Origin of the sequence: Lentzea sp. JNUCC 0626, from assembly GCF_043632865.1 — a bacterium.
Lineage (GTDB): Bacteria > Actinomycetota > Actinomycetes > Mycobacteriales > Pseudonocardiaceae > Lentzea.
In genome coordinates this window covers 6,274,224-6,298,914 of record NZ_CP171635.1, presented here as the reverse complement: position 1 = coordinate 6,298,914, position 24,691 = coordinate 6,274,224, and the positions used below count along the sequence as shown (strand labels likewise).

Here is a 24,691-nt window from a genome sequence, read left to right as displayed (position 1 = left end):
GTAATACCTGTGTCTTCGGACCGTTAGCAAAGGCCGCCTTTATCAACTGATGAGGGCGGCCTTTACTCTGTTTCAGTGACCCTGACTGCCCCACCGCGGTTGCTCTTCGTGCACGCCCACCCCGACGACGAGAGTCTTTGGACTGGCGGCACCATCGCGCGCTACGCCTCGGCCGGCGCGCACGTCACCGTCATCACCTGCACCCTCGGTGAAGAGGGCGAGATCATCCCGCCCGCGCTCGCGCACCTGGCCGCCGACCAGGCCGATCAGCTCGGTGGATACCGGGTCGGCGAGCTGAGATCCGCGTGCGCGGCCCTCGGCGTGACCGACCACCGGTTCCTCGGCGGGATCGGCCGCTGGCGCGACTCCGGCATGGTCGACGTGCCGTCCAACGCCAAGGCGCGCGCGTTCGTCCAGGGATCGCTCGACGAGCAGACCGCTCAGCTGGTCGAGATCCTGCGCGAGGTCAAGCCTCAGGTCGTCGTGAGCTACGACGCGTTCGGCGGCTACGGACACCCCGACCACATCCGCGCGCACGAGATCACGGTCGCCGCGTGCGCGCAGGTCTCCGAGGTCGAGCGGGTCTTCTACGCGGTGACGTCCCGCGACGCGACCGAGGCCGGCGTGGCCGCGCTGGAGAACGTCCCCGAGGCGTTCCGGCTGCCCGAGCCGGGCGAACTCCCGGTGACGCCGGATGAAGAGATCACAACGGTTGTCGACGTTTCGGAGCACCTGACGGCTAAAAGGCGTGCCTTGAGGGCACACTCGACGCAGGTCAGTGTGTGGGACGGCGGATATGCGCTGTCCAACAACATCGCGCAGCCGATCGTCGGCGGCGAGTTCTACGTGCTGGCCAAGGGCTCACCGGAGGGTGCGGCCGCGGACTTGTTCGGAGGACTGGGTGACCGCTAGCTGGCGAGTGGTTCTGCTGCTGCTTCTGTGCGTCGAGGCAGCGGTGCTCGCCCTGCTGGAAACGTTCTTCCTCCCGGTCCGCCTGGACGGCACGCTGCTGCCGCGCCTGGCGGACCTGCCGTTCCCCGTGACGATCGTGGTGGCCGTGGTCACCACGCCGTTGCTGGTGCAGTGGGCGGCCGGGCTGTCGAGCCGGGTCCTGGCCGCCGCGGCTCCGTTGATCGTGTGGTTCTTCACGATCTTCGTGCTCGGCTTCTTCGAGCCGGGTGGCCAGGGGCAGTTCCTGCTGGGCGACTGGCGGACGCTGCTGCTGATCGCCGGTGGCGCGCTGCCGGGCGCGGTCGCCGTCGGGGCCGTGATGGCCCGCAACGCCGCGAACCGCCCGGGCCTCTACGAGACCGCCGGGATCCAGTAGCGGTAGCGGTGGTGCTCGGTGCAGCCGAGGTCCTCGTACAGGCGGATCGCCGGTTCGTTGTGCTCGGCGACCTGGAGCACGCACGTCGTGGCGCCCTGCTCGAGCCCCCAGCCGGCCAGCTCGCCCATGAGGCGCCGCGCGAGGCCCTGACGGCGGTGTGATGGCCGCACGGCGAGCCGCGCGACGTGCAGGAGGTCCTCGACGACCGCGCCCCGCACGGCGGCGATGACCGTGCCGTTGTCCTCGATGCTCGCGAAGCAGACGTTGCCGCCGCTGCCGAGGACGTGGCGCTGGGCGGCGGTCGTCTCGGATCCTGCCGTCAGTTCCCACCATCCGGGAAGATCACGACTCTCGGCTACGCCCTGCGCGAACTTCTCCAGCGGACCGGTCATCACGAGCGATTCCGACCCGCCCGGATGATCCAGATCGACCCTCCAACCAGCGGCTTCGATCGCGGGTTCGGCGAGTGAGCCGTTCACCACATGCGCGGTGGGTTTGATGCCGTGCTCGCGGGCGAACCTCTCCACGGCGATCAGGGCGTCCGGTATCGGTATGCCGGGATCGCCGCAGGTCAGAGTGCTGTTCGCGCGGCCGGTGAAGCCTTCGGCGGCGCGCATCAACCAGTTTCCGAGCGGAACTTCTGCCAGGGCAGGCCATGCTCGCGCGCAGAGCGATTCCAGGTGATCCACGGTGTGCACCTCTCCATCCTGACTAGGTTGGCGAGAGGATTTCCGAGCGGGAGTTGTGGCGGGGCGCACCACATAGCTAAGGCAAGCCTGACCGGGTGATACTCGTATGCGCCGCGTACTCTCCGGCTTGCGCGGTGTGGACCAGATGAAGTTGGAGAGCGCAGTGACTTATGTGATCGCCCAGCCGTGCGTAGATCTGCTCGACAAGGCGTGCATCGAAGAGTGCCCCGTCGACTGCATCTACGAAGGCGACCGGATGCTCTACATCCACCCCGACGAGTGTGTGGACTGTGGCGCGTGCGAACCCGTGTGCCCGGTGGAAGCCATCTACTACGAGGACGACGTCCCCGATGAGTGGAAGGACTACACCAAGGCGAACGTCGACTTCTTCAACGAACTCGGCTCGCCCGGTGGCGCGTCCAAGGTCGGCAAGGTCAGTGCCGACCCGGAGTTCGTGAAGGCGCTCGAGCCGCAGGCCGAGGGGCATTGATCATCCAACGCAGGGGTCCGGCGCTGCCGGACTTCCCGTGGGACCAGCTGTCCGACCACGCCGCCAAGGCGCGCAAGCACCCCGGCGGCGTGGTCGACCTGTCGGTCGGCACGCCCGTGGACCCGGTTCCCGATGTGATCCAGGCGGCTTTGTCGTCGGTCTCTGACGTTCCCGGCTATCCGACCACTCATGGCACTCCTGAGCTGCGTGCTGCCTTCGTCGCCGCGGTGGAGCGTCGGTACGGGATCTTCGGGTTGTCCGCTGCCGCTGTGTTGCCGACGATCGGGTCCAAGGAGCTGGTGGCCTGGTTGCCCACGTTGCTCGGGGTTGGGCCCGGTGACGTGGTGGCTGTTCCTGCTGTCGCTTATCCGACCTATGAGGTCGGTGCGTTGATGGCTGGGGCGTCCGTGGTGCGGCTGGCCGATGGCGAGGCGCCGCCGGCCGGGACGAAACTGGTGTGGCTCAATTCGCCTTCCAACCCGACTGGGCGCGTGCTCTCCGCCGTGCAACTGCGGGACGCCGTTGCCGCCGCTCGTGCGGTGGGTGCTGTGGTGGCTTCGGACGAGTGTTATCTCGCGTTGCCTTGGGATTCTTCGCCGGTTTCGGTGTTGCACCCGTCGGTGGTTTCGTCCTTTGACGGCGTGCTCGCCGTGCACTCGTTGTCGAAGTCTTCGTCCTTGGCCGGGTATCGGGCCGGGTTCATCACCGGGGATGCCGAGTTGATCGCCGGGCTGTTGGAGCTGCGGAAGCACGCTGGGATGATCGTGCCTCGGCCTGTGCAGGAAGCCATGCGGGCTGCGCTTGAGGATGATTCGCACGTTGCTGAGCAGCGGTCGCGGTATCTGGCTCGGCGTTCGGTGTTGAAGCCCGCGCTGGAGGCGGCCGGGTTTGTTGTTTCTCACTCCGAGGCTGGGTTGTACCTGTGGTCGTCTCGGGGCGAGGACGCCTGGGAGACCGTGTCCTGGTTGGCCGATCGTGGGATTTTGGTCGCGCCTGGGACGTTTTACGGGCCCGCTGGGGAACGGCACGTCCGGGTTGCGTTGACTGCTACGGATGAGCGGATTACGGCTGCTGTGGAGCGGTTGCAGGGCTGACGTCGGGTCGGCTTGCGTTGGCCGGTTCCTGTTCCAGCGGGGTTGGTTGCGTTCCTGGGGTTCGGTCGCCTTGCGAGGGTGGGCGCGCGGGTCGTGACGTCTGAAGTGGGTTGCGATTGGGGCTTGACTTCGGGGCCCTTGCGAGGCGCTGGTCGGGCCGGAAAGGCCGGGCTGAAAAGCGCCCGGCCGAGCCACGAGTGGTAGCACCTCGCACCCAAAGTCAAGCCCCAATCGCCATGAGCGGCGGAACCGGTTCCCAGAGCTGATCAGCCCGTTCGGGCTCGCCTTCGGCTTCGCCACGCCAGGATTCGTAGGTGGGCGGCTTACGTCTTCGGCTGTCCGGTTGGCACCTCGCGCCGGGCTTGGGCGGTGGTCGGCTTGCGTTGGCGAGTGCGGTTTGGTGCGTGCTGTTAGGGCTTCAGGGCTGACCACACGCGGCGGGTGAACTGGTTTGGTGGCACCGCGTCTGTCGTCAGGCGGACGCTGGTGCTGATCTCCTCCCCGCTCAACCCCAGGCCGAGCACCAGGTGCCAGTGCAGGTCCCAGAGGTCGGCGAACGCGTCCAGTTCCACGTCCGCGTCCGCGCTCACGTGCAGCACGGCAGGCTCGGCCACCCGCACCACGCGTTCGACGGCGCGTACGTCGCGGGTGTTCGTGCGGAAGCTGAAGGCCAGGTCCACCGTTTCGCTGTCCAGGCCGTACGTGGCGTAGGAGTGGCAACGGTGGTGGGGGAGAGACAGAGGCTGGTTGGTTTCCAGGTAGAGGTCGCCCTCGAAGCGCAGCGTCGGGGAGTGCTGGCTGAGGGTTGCTCGGGCGCTCACGAACTCCCAGCCCGGCATGTCGAGCTTCGGGACGAGGAGTTCCAGGACTTCGCCTCGGCGGGCCGAGCGGGTTCGTTCGCCTGAGCGCCACGGGATTTCGCGGCTGTAAGGCTCTTTTTTCGTGACGAAGACGTACGGGGCGTTGTCCGTCTGCAAGGAGAGGACGACGACTGTTCGGCCGCGCGCCCAGTCGAAGGCGACGGTGGTGAGGCCTGGGGCCACGCCGTCGAAGTGGCTCTCTACTCGGGGCCACCACGAGGAGAGTTCTTCGGCTGGGGCGCCTTTGACGTAGCGGCCCTTCTCGTCCACGCCGACTATCCACATGGCTTCGGAGCCTCTGGCCGCGTTGCAGAGGGCGGCGATCTGGCGGGCCGCTTTGCCGTGGTCCACCGGCCACTGGGTTTTGAACTCCACGAAGGAGTCCTCGGACTGCGCGCCCTGGAGGGCACGTTCTATGGCGGCGCGAGCGTTCAACTCCAGTCGCTGTTTCAGCACGTGCACCTCCCTCTAGATGGGCCGGGGCCAGTCTGCCTCGGCAGACCGGCCCCTGGCACCGAGTTTCGGGCGTCTCTCAGTCGTTCGCGTGCAGGGCCGTGTTCAGTTCGACGCCGGTGCCCTTGCGGGGCAACACCCGGACCGTGCCGGTGACGGAGTCCCTGATGAACAGCAGGTTCGATTGTCCGCTCAGGGACAGGGCCTTGACGACCTCGCCGTCCGGAAGTGTGACCTTCGTGCCCGCGGTGATGTAGAGGCCCGCTTCGACGACGCAGTCGTCGCCCAGCGAGATGCCGAGGCCCGCGTTCGCGCCCAGCAGGCAGCGTTCGCCGATGCTGATGACCTGCTTGCCGCCGCCGGACAGGGTGCCCATGATCGACGAGCCGCCGCCGACGTCCGAGCCGTCGCCTACCACCACGCCGCCGGAGATGCGGCCCTCGACCATCGACGTGCCGAGCGTGCCCGCGTTGAAGTTCACGAAGCCCTCGTGCATGACCGTGGTGCCGGACGCGAGGTGCGCGCCCAGGCGGACTCGGTCGGCGTCGGCGATGCGGACGCCGGACGGGACCACGTAGTCGACCATGCGCGGGAACTTGTCCACGCCGTAGACCGTCACCGGGCCGCGGACGCGGAGGCGCAGGCGGGTCTGCTCGAAGCCGTCGACCGCGCACGGGCCGTGGTTGGTCCACACGACGTTGGTCAGCAGGCCGAAGAGGCCGTCGAGGTTCGCGCCGTGCGGCTGGACCAGGCGGTGGCTCAGCAGGTGCAGGCGCAGCCAGACGTCGTAGGTGTCGCGCGGGGCCGCGTCCAGGTCGATCGCGACCTGCACGCCGACGATCTCGACGCCGCGTTCCAGGTCCTCGCCGAGCAGCTTCGCGGCGGCCTCGCCGAGGGCTTCGGCGACCTCGGCCGACGACACGCGCGTCGTGCCGGGCTCCACGTCACCGAGTGCGGGGGACGGGTACCAGGTGTCGAGGACGGTGCCGTCCGGGGTCACAGTGGCCAGGCCGATGCCGTATGCGGTGCTCACGGCAACCGAGCTTAGTCCGACCACCCTGCCCGCCACCGTCCGGCGGGGAAGTGTGACGTGCCCTCACAGCCATGTTCACTTAGGCAAGGCTGCCTTAATCTGTCCAAGATAAATTACTACTACTCACTCGGCTGGAGCAGTTCCCGCATGCGCACCTTCCGGTCCCTCCTCGCCGCGGCGCTCGCGGCACTGGCGCTCACGGCGTGTTCGACGACCCCGGAAGCGCCCGCGACGGGCAACTCCGGCGGTGAGGGCCAGTTCCCCGTCACGATCAAGACGGCGTTCGGTGACGTGACCGTGCCCAAGCAGCCGCAACGGGTCGTGGCGCTCGGCTGGAGCGACGCCGAGACGGCGCTCGCGCTCGGCGTGCAGCCGGTCGGCGCGGCGGACTGGCTGGCTGTCGGCAAGGACGGGCTCGGGCCGTGGGTGACCGAGAAGTACACGACCGCGCCGAAGATGCTCGGCACGCAGGAGGTCGACCTGGAGGCGCTGGCCGCGTTGTCGCCGGACCTCATCCTCGACACCAAGGCGAGCGGTAAGAAGGAACGCCAGGAGCAGCTCGCGAAGCTGGGTGTGCCGGTCGTCGGCATCCCCGCCGGCGCCGAGGCGTACCTGACGTCGTGGCGCGACCAGCTCGACATGATCGGCAAGGCCGTCGGCAGGACCGAGAAGGCCGCGCAGCTGAAGGCCGACCTCGAAGGCAAGTTCAAGAAGGCCGCCGAGGAGCACCCGAAGTTCAAGGGCGCGTCCGTCGTCGTCGGTGTCCGCAACGCCGACGCGTACGCCGCGTACATCAAGGGTGCCGGGCGCGTCGACTTCATGACCGAGCTCGGGTTCACGAACTCGCCCGCGATCGAGGCGTTGAAGACCACGGGCTTCTCGGTGAAGGTGTCGGCGGAGCAGCTCGCCCTCCTCGACGCGAACCTGACGGTGATGCAGGCGCTCGGCGACACCGCCGCCGTCGTGAAGGCCGACCCGCTGTTCCAGGCCGTGCCGTCGGTGAAGGCCGGACGCAGCGTCCTGCTGGAGGACCGCCAGGTCTCGCAGGCGTTCTCCAGCAACTCGGTGCCCGGCCTCGCCTGGGCCCTCGACAAGACGGTGCCGCTGTTCGCCGCGGCGCTCGACAAGTGACGAAGTCCCTCGGGCTGGTTCTGCTGGCCTGTGCGGTGGTCGCGGCTGCCTTCCTGTCGTTGGTGGTGGGCACCCGCGATCTCCCGTTCGCGACGATCTGGCAGGCGCTGGTGGCGTTCGACCCCGCCAGCGTCGACCACCTGGTGATCTCCGAACTGCGGCTGCCGCGCACCGTCATCGGACTGCTGGCCGGGGCCGCGCTCGGCGTCGCGGGCGCGGTCGTGCAGGGCATGACCCGCAACCCGTTGGCGGACCCGGGAATCCTCGGCGTCAACTCGGGCGCCGCGCTGTTCGTCGTGTTCGGCATCCAGGTGTTCGGGCTGACCACGCTGACCGGCTACGTGTGGTTCGGGCTCGCCGGTGCCGCGCTCGCCGCCGTCGTGGTGCACCTGATCGGATCGCTCGGCCGGGGTGGCGCGACCCCGATGAAGCTGGCGCTGGCCGGGACCGCGTTCAGCGCCGTCGTGGGGTCGTTGACGACGGCAGTGCTGCTCACCGACCTGACCACGTTCGAGGACTTCCGGTTCTGGCAGGTCGGCTCGCTGGTCGGGCGCGGGATGGACGTCGCGGTGCAGGGGGTGCCGTTCCTCGCTTTGGGCGCGTTGCTCGCGTTCGGGGCGGCGCGGTCGTTGAACGCCCTGGCGCTCGGCGAGGACGTCGCCACCTCGTGGGGGCTGAACGTCCGCAGCGCACGAATCCTTTGTGGAGTGTCGGTGGTGCTGCTCTGCGGTGCGGCCACGGCGATGGCGGGGCCGATCGGGTTCCTCGGGCTGGTGGTGCCGCACGTGGCCCGGCTGATCACCGGGCCGGATCACCGCTGGCTGCTGCCGTACTCGGCGTTGCTGGCGGCGTTGTTGTTGCTGCTGGCCGACGTGCTGGGGCGGGTGCTGCTGCCGTCCGGCGAGGTGCAGGTCGGGCTGGTCACGGCGGTGATCGGCGGACCGGTGTTCGTGTTGCTTGCCCGGCGACGGAAGGTTGCTGAGCTGTGAACCCCGTCGCTGTTGTTGCCGCCGCGCGGAAACGGCGTGATCGCGTCGAGTTCCGGGCGTGCGTCGGGTTGATCGTCGCGGTCGTGCTCGTCTTCTGTCTGACGCTGTCGACGGGGTCGTTCACGGTGTCGGCGCAGGACCTGTTCCTCTCGCTGACGGGCCAGGGCGTGCCGCGCGTCGACCACGTCGTGCTGGGGCTGCGGTTGCCGCGGGCGTTGGTGGGGCTGCTGGTCGGGCTCGCGTTCGGGGTGGCCGGGGCCGTGTTCCAGCGGCTGCTGCGCAATCCGCTGGCCAGTCCCGACGTCATCGGCATCACGGTCGGCGCGGGCACGGCGGCGGTGCTGGCGGGTGTCGTTTTCGGGGCGAGCGCTGCGGTTCTCTCGTTCAGCGCGTTGGGTGGTGCGCTCGCGACGGCACTGCTCGTGTACCTGCTGGCTCGGCACGGAGGAGCGCCCGCGTATCGGCTCGTGCTGGTGGGTATCGGCGTCGGCGCGGTGTTGGGGAGCATCACGTCGTTCGTGCTCATCACGGCGGACGTGCGGGCGGCGCAGGAAGCGTTGGTGTGGCTCACCGGCAGCCTCAACGGCCGCGACTACACGCACGTGTGGCCGTTGCTGGCGGCCGTGGTGGTCCTGGTGCCGGCGGCGTTGGTGCTGGGCAGGGCGATGGCGGCGCTGCAACTCGGCGACGACCTCGCGACCGGGCTGGGCGTGTCCGCGCAGCGCCGGCGGATCGCGTTGCTGGGCGTGGCGGTCTGCCTCGCCGGGGTCGCGACGGCCGCGGCGGGCCCGGTGGCGTTCGTCGCGTTCGTGTCGGGGCCGATCGCCGCGCGGCTCACCGGCGGCGGACGGCCCGCGCTGCTGGCCGCCGGACTGGTGGGCGCGCTGGTCGTGCTCGTCGCCGACTACGCGGGTTCCCATCTGCCGTTTGGACTGTCGTTCCCCGTCGGGGTCGTCACCGCCATCGTCGGCGGGCCGTATCTGCTGTGGCTGCTCGCCTCTGGCAACCGTTCAGGAGGAAACCGATGACGCCGCCCGAGTTGCGGTCGGAAGGCCTGTCGCTGGGTTACGGCGATCGGCGCGTGGTCGATTCGCTGACCACCGTGCTGCCCACCGGCAAGATCACCGTGATCGTGGGACCGAACGCCTGCGGCAAGTCGACGTACCTGCGGGGGCTGGCGCGGTTGCTGCACCCGTTGTCCGGCGCGGCTTTGCTGGACAGCACGCCGATCCACACCATGCCGAGCAAGGACGTCGCGAAGCTGCTCGGCATCCTGCCGCAGGGGCCGACGGCACCTGAGGGGATCACGGTCGCGGACCTGGTCGGTCGTGGTCGGCACCCGCACCAGGGGTGGTTGCACCGCTGGACTTCCGAGGACGACGAGGCGGTGGCGGCGGCGTTGGTCGCGACCGGCACGCTCGACCTCGCGGATCGGGTGGTCGACGAGCTGTCCGGTGGGCAGCGGCAACGGGTGTGGATCGCGATGGCGTTGACGCAGCGGACGCCGGTGTTGCTGCTGGACGAGCCGACGACGTACCTGGACGTGACGCATCAGGTCGAGGTGTTGGACCTGTTGGTGGATCTGAACGAGGCCGAGGGCGCGACGGTTGCTCTTGTGTTGCACGACTTGAACCTGGCCGCGCGGTACGCCGATCACCTGCTGGTGCTGCGGGCCGGGCGGATCGTGGTGGAGGGGGCGCCGAACGACGTGCTGACCGAGGACGTCGTGCGCGAAGTGTTCGAAATGGACTGCCGGATCGTGCAGGACCCGGTGTCGGCGACACCGATGGTGGTGCCGATCGGGCGGCACCGGGTGGTGCGTTGACTCGTGGCGAGCCAGGAGCAGCACCGGGTCAGTCGGGAACGTCCGCGCTGAAGTAGAGCGAGCCCAGGTCGCCGCGGGTGGCGATGAGGGCCTCGTTGCACTTGGACTGGCGCGCGTCGGTGCTGGAGACGTTGTCGACGCGCACCTCGCCGCACTGGTGCGCCTCGAAGTCGCCGACCGCGGTCATGAGCCGCGGCAGCACCTCGCTGACGTCCTCCTGGACGTGCTTGCCCTGCAACGACCTGTCGAGCCTGCGGGTCATCGAGCTCACGTCCTCGACCCACCCGGCGCAGTCGGCGGGCGTGAAGCTGTGCTGCGAACCGCAGGGCGCGGTGAACAGCGTCCGGATCTCGCCGCACTGCCGGTCGCACGCGGCGGGTGCCTCGCCGCAGGAGGTGGTCGTGAGGAGCAGGGAGATGACCAGGAGTGTGCGCTTGATCACGCGCCGTACCGTATCGGCTGAACGGCCTAGCGCCCAAGCGCGCTGAGTAGGGTGAACCGCGTGTCCGACACCCTTGATCTCCTCGCCGACCCGATCGACCTGACGACCGCGCTCGTGGATGTGCGCAGCGTGTCCGGGGAGGAGGCGGAGATCGCGGACCTCGTCGAACGCTCGCTGCTCGCGCACGCGCCCCATCTGGAGATCACCCGATCGGGCAACGCCGTGCTGGCGCGAACCACGCTGGGGCGGTCGCGCCGGGTCGTGCTCGCCGGGCACCTCGACACCGTGCCGATCAACCAGAACTTCCCGAGCCGCCGCGAGGGCGACGTCCTGCACGGCTGCGGCACCGTGGACATGAAGGGCGGCGACGCGGTCATGCTCGCCCTGGCCGCTCTGAGTTCGTCTGCTGCTTATGACCTCACGTTCGTGTTCTACGACTGCGAGGAGATCGAGGCCGAGCGCAACGGCCTCACCCGCATCCAGCGCGACCTGCCGGAATGGCTGCTGGGCGACCTCGCGATCGTGTGCGAACCGTCGAACGGCGTCGTCGAGGCGGGGTGCCAGGGCACGATGCGGATCGAGATCCGCACGTCGGGCAAGCGCGCCCACACCGCGCGGGCTTGGATGGGCTCCAACGCGATTCACGGCCTGGGCGAGGCGTTGCGGCGGTTGGAGACGTACGTGCCGCGCCAGCCGTTGATCGACGGCTGCCAGTACCACGAGGGTCTGCAGGCCGTGAAGGTCGTCGGCGGGGTCGCGGGCAACGTCGTGCCGGACTCGGCCGTGCTGACCGTGAACCACCGGTTCGCGCCGGATCGTTCGGTCGCTGATGCCGAGGCGCACCTCCGCGAGGTGTTCGCCGGGTTCGACGTCGTGGTCACGGACTTCGCCGGTGGTGCGCTGCCTGGGCTGGAGTCGCCGGCCGCTGGTGAGCTGGTTGCCGCTGCCGGTGGTTCGCCGGTGGCCAAGCTGGGGTGGACCGATGTTGCGCGGTTCGCCGCTTTGGGGATGCCTGCCGTCAACTTCGGTCCCGGCGACCCGACGCTCGCGCACACCCAGGAGGAGCACGTGCCGGTCCAGCAGATCACCGGGTGTTTCGACGTGCTTAAGCGATTTCTGCTGGGCTGATCACTAGCATCTCAGTGATGAACGAAGACAAGAACGGCGCCGTGGACGAGCGCCCCACCGAGAAGCAGCGCGGACCGGTCGTGCTGCGGCGTGACCGCAAGGACGAGCGCACCACCACTGATCAGCGGCTGCTGGACTCCCGCGGTCCGTCGGACTGGGTGCACACGGACCCGTGGCGGGTGCTGCGGATCCAGGCCGAGTTCGTGGAGGGGTTCGGGGCGCTGGCCGAGGTGCCTTCGGCCGTGACCGTGTTCGGGTCGGCTCGGACCGGGCGGGATCATCCCGAGTACCAGATCGGGCGTGACCTCGGGGCGGCTCTGGCCGAGGCCGGGTTCGCCGCCATCACCGGTGGTGGGCCTGGGGCCATGGAGGCCGTCAACCGGGGGTGTTCTGAGGCCGGTGGGTTTTCTGTCGGGCTTGGGATCGAGTTGCCTTTTGAGCAGGGGTTGAACCCCTGGGTCGATCTTGGGGTGAACTTCCGGTACTTCTTCGTGCGGAAGACGATGTTCATCAAGTACTCGCAGGCGTTCATCTGTCTGCCGGGTGGGTTCGGGACGCTTGATGAGTTGTTCGAGGCGTTGACGTTGGTGCAGACGAAGAAGGTCACGAAGTTCCCGGTGGTGTTGTTCGGGACCTCGTACTGGCAGGGGCTGTACGACTGGATCCAGAACTCGGTGCTGGAGGGTGGGAAGGTCGGGGAGAAGGACCTCGCCCTGTTGCACCTGACTGATGACATTGATGATGCGGTTCGGGTGGTCAAGGACGCGCACAAGGCTTGGGCTGACGCGCACTAGTTGGGGTGCGCGGGTCTAGTTGGGTGCGTCGCCTCGCGTTCCAGCGGGGTTGGTCGCGTACCTGGGGCTCGGTCACCTTGCGAGGGTGGGCGCGCGGGTCGAGACGAAAGAAGTGGGTTGCGATTGGGGCTTGACCTTGAGCCTCTAGCTGGATGCTGATCGGCCTCAAAAGCCGGGGTCCACAAGCGTCCCCGGCCGGGCTGAAATGTTGGCATCCAGCCCCTCAAGGTCAAGCCCCAATCGCCATGAGCGGCGGAACCGGTTCCCAACGCGGTAGCAGCCCGTTCGGGCTCGCCTTCGGCTTCGCCACGCCAGGACTCGTAGGTGGTTGGCTTACGTCTTCGGCTGTCCGGTTGGCACCTCGCGCCGGGCTTGGGCGGTGGTCGCCTTGCGTTCGCGACTGCGGTTGGGTGCTCGCCGCGATTTGCGTGGCTGTCGTGGGGCCTTGAGCGATAGTGTGCGGCCTTCCCCGTCAGGAGTGGACTTCAGACTGATGTACGTAGCTGTGTATTGCGGAAGCCTCGCCACCGTTCCCCAGAGTTATGTCGATTTGGCTGCCGAGGTGGGGCGTCAGATCGCTGCCCGCGGCTGGAATCTGGTGTGGGGTGGCGGGCAGACCTCGATGATGGGCGCGGTCGCCCGGGAGGCGCGGGCCGGTGGTGCGCACACCTACGGGGTGATCCCGAAGGGACTCGCCACGCGGGAGATCGCGGACCGCGAGTCGACTGAGTTGCACGTCGTCGACACGATGCGCGAGCGCAAGAAGATGATGGACGACAAGGCGGACGCGTTCCTCACCCTGCCTGGGGGTATTGGGACCGCCGAGGAGTTCTTCGAGGTGTGGACGGCCGGGGTGCTCGGGATGCACGGGAAGCCCGTGGTGTTGCTGGACGTCGACAACCACTACAAGGGGCTCGTGGAGTGGTTGACCGAGTTGCGGGACAAGGGGTTCGTGTCGCACGCGGCGTTGACGTCGTTGATCGTCACGGACGACGTGTCAGTTGCTCTTGACGCTTGCGTCGTTTAGGCCTTTGGCCTGGGCCAGGAGTTCGGCTTCCGGCAGCAGGTCGGGGAGTGGGCGGTACGGGGTCGCGGTGACCTCGTAGCGCTTGCCGGACACGACTTTGCCCTGCCAGGAACCTGCGATCTCGCCGTCGATCAGGATGGCGCCTCGGCGGCCCAGGATGCGGAAGATGTCCTTTTGTGCGGCCTTGTCCGGGAGGAGCAGGTCTCGGTCGCGGGCCTGCAGGTACGGGTCTGTGGGTGGGAGCAGGCGGACGTCCGGGGGTTCGGCGTCGGCGATCTCCAGGCCCTCCGGGAGCCAGGCGGGCGTGCCGTCGACGGTGACTTCGGTCAGGCCCTCCTTGGGCCAGCGCTTCTTGAGTTCGCGGACTGTGGTGCCGAAGTAACTGGCCACTTCGGACGGTCCGGCCGGGCCGTGCAGGGTCAGGTAGCGGTGGATCAGTTCGTCGAAGCCTGCGGTTTTGCGGGGGACGCCTGGCCAGCCGTGGATTCGTTCGAACGTGACGGTTTTCTCCTCCGGGAGGATGCGCAGGCCTGCCGGGAGGGCGCCCAGGCGGAAGATCGGGTCGCTCACGTGGTCGGTGCCGCAGCCTCGGCAGGCTTCGACCGTTTGTTGTGGGGCCAGGGGAGTCAGGGCCTTGCTGAGGTCGCCCTTGGTCATCGGCTTGGTGACGATCGAGCGCATCGCAGTGGCTATGTGGCGGAGTGCGGCCAGCATGTCGTCGGTTTTGGGGCGGGCGGCTCGGGCCCTCGCGTCGGCGTCGCTCCACGGCCAGAGGGCCCGGGAGAACGCTTTCAGTTCGCCTGCTCGGTGCAGGTGCGGGGCGCCGCGGACGGACCAGGTGACGGTGAAGTCGTCTGTTGTCGGTGTTTTCAGCCTGGCGGCGAGACTCAGCAGGGCCGAGCCGGCGGTGTTGTCCTGGACGCCCAGGGAGAACACCGCCAGCTCGTCTGCGTCGCTGGTCCGCCGGTCCAGTTCGTGCTGATGGATCCGGTGGAAGAGCACCTGTTGCCGGGTGAGGTCCACCCGGACATTCTTACGCCTTCGGAACCGTGAGGCTCGACGGTCCGAAGGTGACGGTTGAGCCGCGAGTTGATTCCGTCAGATAACGCGGGTCGACCGTGTCGATCACCAGTGCGAGGCGGTTGCCTCCGTCGACGTTCCAGACCGTCGGCTCGAGTTCGACGTCGAGGGTCTGGGTGCGGCCCGCGCCGGTCACCTTGATCGGCTTGTGCGTGATCAGGGCACCGAGGCCCAGCGGGCCCACCTCGTACAGGTACGCGAAGAGGGTCGTGGTCTCGGCGCTCGGGGTGACCGTCAGGTTGAGGCGAGGCGTGCCCGCCAGGGTGGTGGTGCGGGAGTACGCCGGGCCGTTCCAGACACCGGCGACGTTCCGGTCGACGAACGGCAGGGAGACGCCCGTCGGGATGTTCAGGAACCCTTGCAGGGCACCGGAGAGCAGGATCGTGCCGCTGTCGGCGACCGTGCCCCAGCCCGCGGTGATGCGCTTGCCGTCGAGTTGGAGGGTCTCCAAGTTCGCGTTGGGCCAGGCTCCGAACGTCCGCCAGGCGCCGCCGTTGTTGGGCTTGAGCCGGACGGGCTGTTCGGTGTCGATGCCGTTCGCGATGCCCTTCACGTACTTGTCGAACCAGCGGCCGACAGACTCCCAGATCTCGTTCGGGAGGCCTGCCGCGCCGAAGAGTTCGGCGGTGGCGTGGTCGCCCGGCGAGAGCATGAGGCGCTTCGGACCGGTCAGCTCGCCGTAGAAGTCGGCGATCTGGCCGGGCGCGAAGATGCCGTCGTTCCAGGCGTTGCCGAGCATGACGGCGGTGCCGTTGGCGTTGATCTGCGCGACCTTGGACGCGGCCGAGCGTTCGGCGGAGATCGGGACGACCTCCCAGAACCTGCCGTCGCGGTACGCGTCCTCGGCCGCCTGGAGGACGGGACCGGGACGTCCGGTGGCCTTGCCCGCGGCGAGCAGGACCTCGACGGCCTGCTTGTTCACGGTGTTGTTCGGGTAGAGGGACCGGGCCAGGTCCGTCCACGTGCTGAGCGCCGCGGCGGCCTTGATGCGCTTGTCGTTCGCCGCCGCCAGCAGGGACTGGCCCGCGCCGTACGAGATCCCGGCCGCGCCGACCTTGGTGCCGTCGGCGTGCGCGTTGGCGATGGCCCAGTCGATGACCTTGCTGACGTCACCGACGGTCTCGGGGCCCGCCACGTCGATCGTGCCGCCCGAGTCCCAGAAGCCGCGGCTGGTGTAGCTCACGACGACGTAACCGGACTGCTTGGCGAGCTTCGCGGCCGCGCCGACGTACTCGATGTTGGGGACCGCCCAGCTGGACGGCATGACGAGCAGCGGGAACGGGCCGCTGCCCTGACCGGTCGGTTCGACGACGAGGGCCTTCAGGGTGGTGCCGCCGACGCCGGGGATCGAGCGGTAGGAGATCTGGTGTCCCGGAGCGGCCGTTGCGGCGACCGGAGCACCGAGCAGGGTTGTGAGGAGTACCAGGACCAAAACAAGTGATCGTCGCACGCTGGTCCTCCTTGACCATGACGTAGATCACACAGGGTTGTTACTGCGGAGTAAACCAGGCTGCTACTCATGGGTAGCAAGACCGTGTGAGCCAGGTCACCCTGCGGAGAGGTGTTTACGCTGGGTGGCGTGAACCGATTCCGCGTCACTGAGCTGCCGAAAGACCGCGTGCTGGTCGTTGCGCATCTGACCAGCGCGGACGCCCTGTCTCAGGTGGTCGCCGACGGAGCCGACGTCGTCGAGTTCGACGGCGAGCTGGAAATGCCGTCGCTCACCGAAACGTTGGACGTCGTGACGATCCCCCCAGGGGACGAGGACTTCACCCTGGCGGCCGCCACGGTGGCTGCGATGTCCGGCGCACGGGCCGTTCGTGCGTCCGACGTACGGCAGGCGAGGAAGGTTGTGGAGATGGTGGCGAGTGTGGTCGGGACCCGGCCGCCGGTCCGGGCGATGCGGGCGCTGGCCTGATGCTGCCCGCAGTCGAAGCCTGGTTCGCCACGCACACCTGGCAGCAGCCGTCCTGGACCGTCGACGAGCTCGTGGCGTTGAAGCGCGGGCGGACGGTGTCCGTCGTGCTGCCCGCGTTGAACGAGGAGGAGACCGTCGGTGACGTCGTCGCCGTGGTCAGGCCGCTGCTCGGGACCCTCGTCGACGAACTCGTGGTGATGGACTCCGGATCTACAGACCGGACCGTCGAGGTCGCCGCCGAAGCCGGGGCGCGGGTGGTGCTGCGCGAGGACGTCGTGCCGTGGCTGGAACCGTTGCCCGGCAAGGGCGAGGTGCTGTGGCGGTCGCTGGCGGCCACGTCCGGGGACCTGATCGTCTTCCTCGACTCGGACCTGGTGGACCCCGAGACGGCGTTCGTGACGGCGTTGCTCGGGCCGTTGCTGCTGGACGCGGACGTGCACCTGGTGAAGGGGTTCTACCGGCGGCCGTTGCGGCTGGAGAGTTCCGGCGGCGGGCGCGTCACGGAACTGGTCGCGCGGCCGTTGCTGAACACGTTGCGGCCGGAGCTCTCCGGGGTGGTGCAGCCGCTCGGCGGCGAGTACGCGGCCACCCGGTCGTTCCTCGAGTCCGTGCCGTTCGCGGCCGGGTACGGGGTGGAGATCGGACTGCTGCTGGACGTGCACCGGATGCACGGGCTGGCGGCGCTGGCGCAGGTGAACCTCGGGGTGCGCAAGCACCGGAACCGGTCGTTGTTGCAGCTCGGCGCGATGTCGTCGCAGATCATGGGGACGGCGCTGGCCCGCTGCGGGGTGGCGGCCGAATCTGGTCCGCTGACGCAGTTCGTGCAGGTCGGCGGCGAGTGGCTACCCGACTCGACTGACGTCGTCGTCGCCGATCGGCCGCCGATGATGCACGTGATCGAAAAGGGCTAGCTGCTCGGTCCGGTGGGTGACGACCAGGGCGGTGCCGCCGTGGTCGTCCAGGATCTTCGCGAGGACCCGGTCTGCTTGGAGCGGGTCCAAGCCTTCGGTGGGTTCGTCCATCAGGAGGACCTCGGGGCGGGCCAGGACCGACCTGGTGAGGATCAGGCGCTGGCGTTGACCGCCGGAGATCTCCTCGCCGCGTTCGCCGACGACCCGGTCCCAGTCGAGGTCCAGCTCGGTGATCTGCGCGGCCCTGTCGAGTTCTTGTTGCGTGGCATCGGGTTTGGCCAGCAGGACGTTCGTGCGGACCGTGGTGTGGAAGACGTGCGCGTCGGCCAGCGCGCCCCTGCTGGGTTCCAGGTCGTGCGCGATCGCGTTGAGCAGGGTGGTCTTGCCGGCACCGCTCGGGCCGACGATTGCGGTACGTCCGTGCAGGTCAGGGGTTTTGTGGGTGGTCGCGGGCTCGGGTTCGTCGGTGGGTTCCGGCTTGGGTTTGGTGAGGGCCGCCAGCGGGATGGTGATCTCGAACGTGGCGACGGCGGCCATGATCAGCCACGCCGGTTCGTGCTGGACGAGCATCGTGATGGCAGCGGCGAACTGGACCGCGATGGCCAGCGGGGTGAGGTCCCTGGTGCGTTCCCGGCGAGAGAGTTCCTTCGCGGTTTTGGTTGCTGCGGCGAACTTTGCGTCGAACAGGCCGTAGGCGATCAGCTCTTCCTTGCTGTGCACCAGTTCGGTGGTCTGGTCGGTCAGTCTGGCGCGCAACGGGGTCAGGTCGCGCGGGTTCCTGATCGCGAGCCACGGGAGGAGCGCGAGGTTGATCAGCAGGCCGGCGATCAACGGGAGCGAGAAGCCCGAGAAGACCGCGACGACGGTGCCGACCAGGGCCGCGGTGAGCCACGGCAGGGTGGCGCGGAGCCGGGTGTCGAGGTGCTGGTCGACGTTCGTGACGATGCGGGTGAGCGCGGTGCCGGACGGGACGTGCTTGCGGCGCGCGAGGTCGTCGTAGACCTTCCCGCGCAGTTCGACGGCCTCGCTGAGCACCGCTTTGTGGCTGGTCAGGCGTTCGAGGTAGCGCAGGGCGCCCTTGGCGAGGGCGAGCGTGCGGACGGCCACGATCGCCACCGTCAGCGCCTGCATAGGCGGGTGTTCGGCGGCGCGCATGATCAGCCACGTCGCGGTGGCGGTGAGGCCGACGCCGGCCAGTTCGGCGAGCGTGCCGACGAGGATCGCGAGCTTCATACGTGGACCACCCTGTCGACCTCGTTCAGCAGTGCCGGGCGGTGCGCGACGATCACGGCGGTGCGGCCGCGGGTGAACTCGCGTGAAGCCTTGAGCACCAGGGATTCCGTGTCCGCGTCGAGGTGCGCGGTGGGTTCGTCGAGCAGGAACAAGCCGGCTTGGCGCCGGTCCAGGGCGGTGGCCAGGGCGACGCGTTGCTGCTCGCCGGACGAGAGGTTCGCCGGGACGAGCGTGGGGCGTTGCGGCACCCACGACAGCGCGTCGAGCCACTGGCGGTGGTCGATGTCCTTCAGGTCGACACCGCCGACGAGCACCCGTCCGTCGTCAGGCTGCACGAACCCCAGCAGCAGCCCCAGAATCGTGCTCTTGCCCGCGCCGCTCGGACCGACCAGCGCGATCCGGTCACCGGGCCGGATGGTGAGGGAGAAGTTCCTGAGGCTGCGGACCGAAACGCTGTCGAACACGATCTCCGCGCCGGCGAGATCGGGTGGCGTCTGGCCGCCGGTTTCCTTGTGTTGCGGGACTTTCGCGAGCACCTCACGGCCCTGCGCGCTGGCGTGGTACTGCGCTCCGGCCGCCCGGAGCGGCAGAAACGCTTCGGGTGCGAGGAAGAGCACGAGCAGGGCGGTCTGCAACGGCACCCCGCCGTCGAGCAACCGGAGCCCGACCGGCACGGCCACGAGCGCCACCGACATCGTCGCCACGACCTCCAGCACCAACGCGGACAGGAACGCGATCCGCAGCGCCGACATCGTCTCGGTCCTGTGCTGGGCCGCGAGGTTGCGCACCGTCGCGGACTGCGCCTCGGCCCGCCCGAACGCCCGCAGCGTGCCGATTCCCTTGACCACGTCCAGGAAGTGGCCGCCGAGGGTGGCCAGGGCGTCCCACTGCCGGGCCGTGCGTTCGCGGGTGTGCGCGCCGACCAGCGCACCGAAGATCGGGATCAACGGCAGCGTCGCGAGGATCGTCAGGGCCGCGGTGAGGTCCGCGAACCCCAGCCTGATCACGACCGCGAGCGGCACCGCGACGGCCAGGACCTGCTGCGGCAGATAGCCGGCGACGTACGGCGTCACGTCGTGCACGCCGCGCGTGACCAGCGTGGCGACCTCGCCGGCCTTGGTGCCGGGAGTGCGCAGGAACGCCTCGCGCAGGCGTGCTCGGGTGCGTTCGGCGGCCCGATGCGCGAGGACGCGATGCCCCCACCAGACCAGCACGCGCGCGCCGATCACCAGGCACAGCAAGGCGAGTCCCGATCCGCCGCTCAGCACCGACGCCAGCAGTTCGGCCTGCGCCAGCACCAGGAACGGGATCGGGATCAGCGCGAGGAGATGGCGACGATCGACCATTGCAGCACCACCACCAGTGGGATGATCGGGATCGCGACCCAGGCGAGCAGACCGAGCGTGTCGGAGTGCGCCATCAGCCCGGTGACGTCGATCGACGAGAACGCCAGCGGGATCGGCACCGCGCACAACGCCGCCGTAAAGGGAAAGACCTTCCAGCGCCGCGCCTGGAACACCCAGCCGTGCACCGCGAACAACACCGGCATGACGAACGCGACGGGCCACGGCGCGTGCAGCAGGTGAGCCAGGAAGAGCCCCCAACCCACCGACACCATCAACGCGCCGGAGAACACCAGCCACCACCACAACCGCAGCTGCACGGCGGCCATGAACAGCACCAACCCGGCCAGGACCAGCGTGAACGTGCTGTGCGCGCCGGAGAGCAGTTCGCCTTCGAGTCGCGGGAACGCCGCGAACAGCACGCCGATCGCCGCGACCAGCCACACCTCGTTGCCCAGGAAGAACGGGTTCATCTGCCGCAGCACGACCTCGCGCGGCCGGAACGGCAGCAGCAACCCCGAGCCGTAGTCGAACCCCGCCAGCGCGAAGTACCCGACCGCGAGCACACCGAGCACGGTCAACCAGAGAGCTTCCATCAGAGCGTCACCACCAACGGCGAGACAGGGGCGGGCGCCACGTCCGGACCGCGACGGACCGCACGCGCGATCAACGCCCAGTCGACGAAGGCCAGCACCACGAACAGGGACGTGAACACGATGAGCGACAACAGGATCTGCGAAGCATCCACATGCGACACGGCGTCCTCGGTGCGCAACAGCCCGTAGATCAGCCACGGCTGCCGCCCGATCTCCCGGAACATCCACCCGAAGATGGCCGCCGCGAACGGCAGCGGAATGCCGATCACCATGAGGTACAACGGAAAGCGCATCCGGATCACGGCGTCGCGGAACAGCAGCGGCAGCGTGAACCAGCTGACGGTCGTCAGCGTCATCCCGATCATGATCATGAATCCCAGCGGCGCGCCGACCCACGGCGTCGCCTCGGACTTGCCCGGCTGGTACTGCGAGATCACCGGGAACTGCGCGAAACCGGCGCCGATCAGCGAGGGCGTGGCGAGCGCCGTCGTCCACACGCCCATCCGCAGCGAGCGGCGGAAGAAGTCGACCTCCGGCGTCCGCTTGATGAAGTGGTACGCCGAGACACCCGTCATGAACACGCCGCCGGCCGTGATCGCCGCGAAGATCACGTGCATCAGCGCGGACGTGAACGTCGGGTTCGTCAGCAACGCGCCGAAGTCGTCCAGCCGCAACACGTCGCCGTCGATCCGGTAGCCGACCGGGTGCTGGAGGAACCCGTTCGCCGCCATGATCCAGAACGCCGACGCGAACGCCGTCAGCGCCGTCAGGTACAGCAACGCCAGGTGCAGCCAGCGGTTGAGCTTGCCCCAGCCGAAGATCCACAACCCCAGGAACGTGGACTCCAGGAAGAACGCGATCAGCGTCTCCAGCGCGAGCGGCGCCCCGAACACGTCGCCGGCGTAGGTCGCGAGGCCCGACCAGTTGAGCCCGAACTGGAACTCCATCACGATGCCGGTGACGATCCCGAGCGCGTAGTTGATCACGTAGACGCGGCCCCAGAACCGCGTCATCCGCTCGTGCACGGGCGCCCCGGTGATCGTGAACCGCGTCTGCATGATCACGAGCAACGTGACGAGACCCAGCGTGAGCAGCACGAACAGGAAGTGGAACGACGTCGTCAACGCGAACTGGAGGCGGGCGAGGTCTACTGCGCTCATGGGTAGAGACGCTATGTGTAGCGCGGCTACTTATTAAGGCTTCCGATCGCATCTCAGGGGGATCTCAGGGCTGTCCCTGAGCGCAGATTTCAGGGGCCACTCCGAGGGCGTGCATCAGTAGACTCGCTACCCATGAAGCCCGACGCGCTCCGCGGTCATCTCGACGCGTTGCTGCTGGCCACGCTCGACGGCCGGGAGCTGCACGGTTACGCGATCATCGAGGCGTTGCAGCAGGGCAGCGGGGGAGCGCTCGACCTGCCGACCGGCACCGTCTACCCGGCGTTGCGGCGCCTGGAACGGGCCGGCCACGTGGTCAGCGACTGGAGCACCGTCGGCGGCCGCAAGCGCCGCACCTACAAGCTCACGCAGGCCGGGCAACGAGCCCTGCACGCCGAGCGCAGCGCGTGGCGCGAGTTCACGACGGTCATCGACGGGGTGCTGGGGGGTGACGGCAAGTGGGCGCAGACGTGATGGCAGCGGACGTCATCGAGAGGTACGTGTCCGATCTCGGGTCGCGGTTGCGGGGCTCGAAGAAGCAGGTCCGCGACATGCTCACGGAGACGCGGGACAGCCTCACCGACGCGGCCGAGGCGCACCTGGACCGCGGCCTGGACGAGACCGAGGCGCAGCGGCGCGCGGTCGAGGAGTTCGGGCCGGTCCGCGAGATCGCCAACGAGTACCAGGCCGAACTCGCCGTCGCTTATGGCACGCGCACGCTCGTGTGGCTCGCGATCGTGTTGCCGCTGATGCACATGACGTGGGAGTACGGCCGGATGCTGTTCATCGGGCCGTGGCAGGACTTCGGCGCGATGCCGCCGCCCTGGTACTTGTTCATCGCCAAGGCCAACGACCTGACGAGCGGCATCGCGTCCGGTGTGGCGTTGGTGGCGTTGATCCTCGGCCGTGTGCTCGCGCGCCGGTTCGACACGAAACTGCTGGCCAAGATCGGTGCGGGCGTCGCTTTGGGGGCCGTCGGGGCCGTGCTGCTGGGCAACATCTCGATCATCGCCGCCACCGCGCACGTCGACGCGGCCCGGCTCGTGCAGTCGCTGCCGATGTCGATCGCGAGCCTGATCACCTGGATCGTGATCGTTCGCCTCGGTCTGCTCGCTCGCCGCAGCCTGAGCTGTGCCACGATCGTCGCGTGACCAACGCCCTGATCTACCTGATCGTGATGATCGCCGTCGCGGCAGTGGTGTTCCTGCTCGCGGCGTTGGTGTTCGGGCGCGGCGAGGAGCTCGCGCCGCTGCCGCCCGGAGCGTCGCCGACGCGCCTGCCGTCCGAGGGCATCACCGCGGACGACGTGCGCGGGCTGAAGTTCCAGCAGGCCTTCCGCGGCTACAAGATGACCGAGGTCGACTGGGCGTTGCAACGGCTCTCGGCCGAGGTCGAGACGCTGCGGGCGCGCGTCGAGGAGCTGGAGAGCAGTGAGCACCACCGAGCTTGAGCTGACCGTCGAGGTCGCCGCCCCGCCGGAAACGATCTTCCGGGCCATGTCCGACTGGGAACGCCAGTCGGAGTGGATCTTCGGCACGACCGTGTCCGTCGTCTCCGGTGACGGCCGGTCGGTCGGCAGCGAGATCGACGCCCGCACGTTCGGCGTCAGCGACCGCATGCGAATCACCCGCTGGGACCCGCCGCACGCCGTCGAGGTCCTGCACCTGGGCCGCGTTGTCCGCGGCACGGGCGTGTTCGCCGTGCGCGGCAGTCGTTTCGTGTGGAGCGAACGCCTCGACGTGCCGTTCTTCTACCCGTTGGTGAAGCCGGTCTTCGTGCTGCTGTTGCAGCGTTCGTTGCAGCGCTTCGCCCGTTTCGCCGAGGAGTACCGGTGATCGTCCGCTGTCCGTGGGGCGACTCGACCCCGGACTACGCCGAGTACCACGACACCGAGTGGGGCGTGGAGCTGCACGGCACGCCGGAGCTCTACGAGCGGATGTCCTTGGAGGCGTTCCAATCCGGCCTGTCGTGGATCACGATCCTGCGCAAGCGCCCGGCGTTCCGCGCGGCCTTCGGGGAATTCGACCCGAAGCTGGTGGCCGAGTTCGGGCCCGCCGACGTGGAACGGCTGATGGCCGACACGGGCATCGTCCGCAACCGGATGAAGATCGACGCCGCCATCCACAACGCTCAGGTGATCGTGTCGGAGGGCGTCGACCTGGACGCGCTGCTGTGGTCGTTCGCGCCTGCCAAGCACAAGCGGCCGAAGACGTTCGCGGACGTGCCGGCGATCACCGACGAGTCGAAGGCGATGGCCAAGGAACTGAAGAAGCGCGGCTTCAAGTTCCTCGGCCCCACCACGTGCTACGCGCTGATGCAGGCGACCGGCATGGTCGACGACCACATCTCGGCGTGCTTCCGGGCGAAGAAACCCGCTACTTCCCGCTGAAGTTCGCGGCCCGCTTGTTCACGAACGCGTCGACCGCCTCGCGGTGATCCTCGGTCGCGCCGCACTCGGCCTGGGTGCGGCGTTCGGCCTCGAGCGCGTCCTCCAGCGTCCCGTCCGCGGCCGCCGCCAGCGCTTCCTTGATCTTCGCGTACGCCGTCGTCGGCCCCTTGGCGAGCTTCGCGGCCAGCAGGTGCGCGGTGGACAGCAGTTCGGAGTCCGGCACGACCTGGTTGACCATGCCGACCCGCAACGCCTCCTCGGCGCCGACGGGCTGGGCGAGCAGCATCATCTCCATCGCGCGGCCGTACCCGATCAGCCGCGGCAGCGTGTAGGACGCACCCGAGTCGGCGGTCAGGCCCACGTTGGCGAACGCCATCAGGAACTTCGCCGACTGGCCCGCGATGCGCAGGTCCGCCGCGTAGGCGATGGACGCGCCAGCGCCCGCCGCGCTGCCGTTGACGGCGGCGATCACCGGCTTCGGCATGGCGATCAGCTCGCGCACGATCGGGTTGTAGTGCTTCTCGACCGTGTTCAACGGGGCAGGGTCTCCTGCCTGAAGCAGCCCGATGTGCTCCTTGAGGTCCTGGCCCGCGCAGAACGCCCGGCCCGCACCCGTGATCACCAGCGCGCGCACCGAAGCGTCCGCCGCCGCGTCCTGCAACGCGGCGAGGAACGCCTCCTTCAGCGGGGTCGTGAAGGCGTTGTACGACTCGGGGCGGTTGAACGTGAGCGTGCGCACACCGTCGGCGTCTTCGACGAGGAGCTCGGACACTGGACCTCCA

At 68.6% G+C, this 24,691-nt stretch carries 29 protein-coding genes; 18 read left to right on the top strand and 11 right to left on the bottom strand.

The annotated features are described in order from the left end of the window. Positions 1–75 precede the first annotated feature (75 nt). Complete coding sequence (mshB, locus tag JNUCC0626_RS28515) at positions 76–912, top strand: N-acetyl-1-D-myo-inositol-2-amino-2-deoxy-alpha-D-glucopyranoside deacetylase (RefSeq protein WP_394613828.1); 837 nt, start codon at positions 76–78, stop codon at positions 910–912. Continuing rightward, positions 902–1,327: a hypothetical protein gene (locus JNUCC0626_RS28510; protein ID WP_394613827.1), complete on the top strand. Its 426-nt coding sequence runs from the start codon at positions 902–904 to the stop codon at positions 1,325–1,327. Before mshB ends, JNUCC0626_RS28510 begins: the two co-directional genes overlap by 11 nt. On the opposite strand, the gene JNUCC0626_RS28505 is transcribed toward JNUCC0626_RS28510, so the two are convergent. Beyond that, a complete protein-coding gene (locus JNUCC0626_RS28505; protein ID WP_394613826.1) occupies positions 1,303–2,025 on the bottom strand; it encodes a GNAT family N-acetyltransferase in 723 nt (240 codons plus the stop codon). The genes JNUCC0626_RS28510 and JNUCC0626_RS28505 overlap by 25 nt on opposite strands. Positions 2,026–2,179: 154 nt before the next feature. Here JNUCC0626_RS28505 and fdxA point away from each other — a divergent pair, with 154 nt between their 5' ends. Then, positions 2,180–2,506, top strand: a complete 327-nt coding sequence (fdxA, locus tag JNUCC0626_RS28500) for a ferredoxin (RefSeq protein ID WP_382440405.1) — start codon at positions 2,180–2,182, stop codon at positions 2,504–2,506. Positions 2,507–2,508: 2 nt separating this feature from the next. Next, positions 2,509–3,600, top strand: a complete 1,092-nt coding sequence (dapC, locus tag JNUCC0626_RS28495; protein WP_394622122.1) for a succinyldiaminopimelate transaminase — start codon at positions 2,509–2,511, stop codon at positions 3,598–3,600. A gap of 410 nt (positions 3,601–4,010) precedes the next feature. Here dapC and JNUCC0626_RS28490 read toward each other — a convergent pair whose 3' ends face one another. After that, complete coding sequence (locus JNUCC0626_RS28490) at positions 4,011–4,916, bottom strand: hypothetical protein (protein ID WP_394613825.1); 906 nt, start codon at positions 4,914–4,916, stop codon at positions 4,011–4,013. A 76-nt stretch (positions 4,917–4,992) separates the two neighbouring features. Beyond that, on the bottom strand, positions 4,993–5,946 hold the full coding sequence (gene dapD, locus JNUCC0626_RS28485; protein WP_394613824.1) for a 2,3,4,5-tetrahydropyridine-2,6-dicarboxylate N-succinyltransferase: 954 nt from the start codon (positions 5,944–5,946) through the stop codon (positions 4,993–4,995). 147 nt (positions 5,947–6,093) lie between these two features. Between dapD and JNUCC0626_RS28480 the strand changes: the two genes are divergently transcribed. The 4 genes from JNUCC0626_RS28480 to JNUCC0626_RS28465 are packed head-to-tail and all read left to right on the top strand — an operon-like array spanning position 6,094 to position 9,891. Next, a complete protein-coding gene (locus tag JNUCC0626_RS28480; protein ID WP_394613823.1) occupies positions 6,094–7,077 on the top strand; it encodes an iron-siderophore ABC transporter substrate-binding protein in 984 nt (327 codons plus the stop codon). Then, positions 7,074–8,066 (top strand): FecCD family ABC transporter permease, encoded by a 993-nt coding sequence (locus JNUCC0626_RS28475; RefSeq protein WP_394613822.1) that lies wholly within the window; start codon positions 7,074–7,076, stop codon positions 8,064–8,066. The genes JNUCC0626_RS28480 and JNUCC0626_RS28475 overlap by 4 nt, the downstream gene beginning before the upstream one ends. Continuing rightward, positions 8,063–9,094 carry a FecCD family ABC transporter permease gene (locus JNUCC0626_RS28470; RefSeq protein WP_394613821.1) on the top strand — a complete coding sequence of 344 codons (1,032 nt, stop codon included), beginning with the start codon at positions 8,063–8,065 and terminating at the stop codon, positions 9,092–9,094. Before JNUCC0626_RS28475 ends, JNUCC0626_RS28470 begins: the two co-directional genes overlap by 4 nt. Beyond that, the gene (locus tag JNUCC0626_RS28465) at positions 9,091–9,891 is read left to right on the top strand and encodes an ABC transporter ATP-binding protein (protein ID WP_394613820.1); all 801 of its coding nucleotides are present in this window, start codon (positions 9,091–9,093) and stop codon (positions 9,889–9,891) included. Before JNUCC0626_RS28470 ends, JNUCC0626_RS28465 begins: the two co-directional genes overlap by 4 nt. 28 nt (positions 9,892–9,919) lie before the next feature. Here JNUCC0626_RS28465 and JNUCC0626_RS28460 read toward each other — a convergent pair whose 3' ends face one another. Continuing rightward, positions 9,920–10,333: a hypothetical protein gene (locus JNUCC0626_RS28460; RefSeq protein WP_394613819.1), complete on the bottom strand. Its 414-nt coding sequence runs from the start codon at positions 10,331–10,333 to the stop codon at positions 9,920–9,922. 60 nt (positions 10,334–10,393) lie between these two features. Here JNUCC0626_RS28460 and dapE point away from each other — a divergent pair, with 60 nt between their 5' ends. From dapE to JNUCC0626_RS28445, 3 genes are all read left to right on the top strand, one after another. Beyond that, positions 10,394–11,461, top strand: a complete 1,068-nt coding sequence (gene dapE / locus JNUCC0626_RS28455) for a succinyl-diaminopimelate desuccinylase (protein WP_394613818.1) — start codon at positions 10,394–10,396, stop codon at positions 11,459–11,461. Positions 11,462–11,478: 17 nt separating this feature from the next. After that, positions 11,479–12,255, top strand: a complete 777-nt coding sequence (locus tag JNUCC0626_RS28450) for a TIGR00730 family Rossman fold protein (RefSeq protein WP_394613817.1) — start codon at positions 11,479–11,481, stop codon at positions 12,253–12,255. Between the two features lie 493 nt (positions 12,256–12,748). Further along, positions 12,749–13,282 (top strand): TIGR00730 family Rossman fold protein, encoded by a 534-nt coding sequence (locus JNUCC0626_RS28445; RefSeq protein ID WP_394613816.1) that lies wholly within the window; start codon positions 12,749–12,751, stop codon positions 13,280–13,282. On the opposite strand, the gene JNUCC0626_RS28440 is transcribed toward JNUCC0626_RS28445, so the two are convergent. Next, positions 13,253–14,305: a winged helix DNA-binding domain-containing protein gene (locus JNUCC0626_RS28440; protein WP_394613815.1), complete on the bottom strand. Its 1,053-nt coding sequence runs from the start codon at positions 14,303–14,305 to the stop codon at positions 13,253–13,255. The genes JNUCC0626_RS28445 and JNUCC0626_RS28440 overlap by 30 nt on opposite strands. 10 nt (positions 14,306–14,315) lie before the next feature. Continuing rightward, positions 14,316–15,812 (bottom strand): CocE/NonD family hydrolase, encoded by a 1,497-nt coding sequence (locus JNUCC0626_RS28435; protein WP_394613814.1) that lies wholly within the window; start codon positions 15,810–15,812, stop codon positions 14,316–14,318. Positions 15,813–15,941: 129 nt separating this feature from the next. Here JNUCC0626_RS28435 and JNUCC0626_RS28430 point away from each other — a divergent pair, with 129 nt between their 5' ends. Next, positions 15,942–16,280: a hypothetical protein gene (locus JNUCC0626_RS28430; protein WP_394613813.1), complete on the top strand. Its 339-nt coding sequence runs from the start codon at positions 15,942–15,944 to the stop codon at positions 16,278–16,280. After that, positions 16,280–17,191, top strand: coding sequence for a glucosyl-3-phosphoglycerate synthase (locus tag JNUCC0626_RS28425; RefSeq protein WP_394613812.1), 912 nt, complete (start codon positions 16,280–16,282; stop codon positions 17,189–17,191). The genes JNUCC0626_RS28430 and JNUCC0626_RS28425 overlap by 1 nt, the downstream gene beginning before the upstream one ends. Here the strand turns inward: JNUCC0626_RS28425 and JNUCC0626_RS28420 are convergent. From JNUCC0626_RS28420 to JNUCC0626_RS28405, 4 genes are read right to left on the bottom strand one after another with little or no spacing between them, the layout of a single operon-like run. Then, positions 17,123–18,424 (bottom strand): amino acid ABC transporter ATP-binding/permease protein, encoded by a 1,302-nt coding sequence (locus tag JNUCC0626_RS28420; RefSeq protein WP_394613811.1) that lies wholly within the window; start codon positions 18,422–18,424, stop codon positions 17,123–17,125. The genes JNUCC0626_RS28425 and JNUCC0626_RS28420 overlap by 69 nt on opposite strands. Next, a complete protein-coding gene (locus JNUCC0626_RS28415) occupies positions 18,421–19,770 on the bottom strand; it encodes an ABC transporter ATP-binding protein/permease (protein ID WP_394613810.1) in 1,350 nt (449 codons plus the stop codon). Before JNUCC0626_RS28415 ends, JNUCC0626_RS28420 begins: the two co-directional genes overlap by 4 nt. Beyond that, a complete protein-coding gene (locus tag JNUCC0626_RS28410) occupies positions 19,740–20,363 on the bottom strand; it encodes a cytochrome d ubiquinol oxidase subunit II (protein ID WP_394613809.1) in 624 nt (207 codons plus the stop codon). The genes JNUCC0626_RS28415 and JNUCC0626_RS28410 overlap by 31 nt, the downstream gene beginning before the upstream one ends. Then, positions 20,363–21,523: a cytochrome ubiquinol oxidase subunit I gene (locus JNUCC0626_RS28405; RefSeq protein ID WP_394613808.1), complete on the bottom strand. Its 1,161-nt coding sequence runs from the start codon at positions 21,521–21,523 to the stop codon at positions 20,363–20,365. The genes JNUCC0626_RS28410 and JNUCC0626_RS28405 overlap by 1 nt, the downstream gene beginning before the upstream one ends. 132 nt (positions 21,524–21,655) lie before the next feature. On the opposite strand from JNUCC0626_RS28405, the gene JNUCC0626_RS28400 reads away from it, so the two are divergent. Genes JNUCC0626_RS28400 through JNUCC0626_RS28380 form a run of 5 tightly spaced genes read left to right on the top strand, consistent with a single transcriptional unit; the run spans position 21,656 to position 23,909 of the window. After that, positions 21,656–21,994 (top strand): PadR family transcriptional regulator, encoded by a 339-nt coding sequence (locus JNUCC0626_RS28400; protein WP_394613807.1) that lies wholly within the window; start codon positions 21,656–21,658, stop codon positions 21,992–21,994. Next, complete coding sequence (locus JNUCC0626_RS28395; RefSeq protein WP_394613806.1) at positions 21,979–22,671, top strand: permease prefix domain 1-containing protein; 693 nt, start codon at positions 21,979–21,981, stop codon at positions 22,669–22,671. The genes JNUCC0626_RS28400 and JNUCC0626_RS28395 overlap by 16 nt, the downstream gene beginning before the upstream one ends. Continuing rightward, positions 22,668–22,970, top strand: coding sequence for a DivIVA domain-containing protein (locus JNUCC0626_RS28390; protein WP_394613805.1), 303 nt, complete (start codon positions 22,668–22,670; stop codon positions 22,968–22,970). Before JNUCC0626_RS28395 ends, JNUCC0626_RS28390 begins: the two co-directional genes overlap by 4 nt. Next, positions 22,951–23,355 carry an SRPBCC family protein gene (locus JNUCC0626_RS28385; RefSeq protein ID WP_394613804.1) on the top strand — a complete coding sequence of 135 codons (405 nt, stop codon included), beginning with the start codon at positions 22,951–22,953 and terminating at the stop codon, positions 23,353–23,355. The genes JNUCC0626_RS28390 and JNUCC0626_RS28385 overlap by 20 nt, the downstream gene beginning before the upstream one ends. Continuing rightward, positions 23,355–23,909 (top strand): DNA-3-methyladenine glycosylase I, encoded by a 555-nt coding sequence (locus tag JNUCC0626_RS28380; RefSeq protein ID WP_394622121.1) that lies wholly within the window; start codon positions 23,355–23,357, stop codon positions 23,907–23,909. Before JNUCC0626_RS28385 ends, JNUCC0626_RS28380 begins: the two co-directional genes overlap by 1 nt. Here JNUCC0626_RS28380 and JNUCC0626_RS28375 read toward each other — a convergent pair. Next, positions 23,896–24,681 carry an enoyl-CoA hydratase-related protein gene (locus JNUCC0626_RS28375; protein WP_394613803.1) on the bottom strand — a complete coding sequence of 262 codons (786 nt, stop codon included), beginning with the start codon at positions 24,679–24,681 and terminating at the stop codon, positions 23,896–23,898. The two genes, JNUCC0626_RS28380 and JNUCC0626_RS28375, sit on opposite strands and share 14 nt — an antisense overlap. Positions 24,682–24,691: the final 10 nt, after the last annotated feature.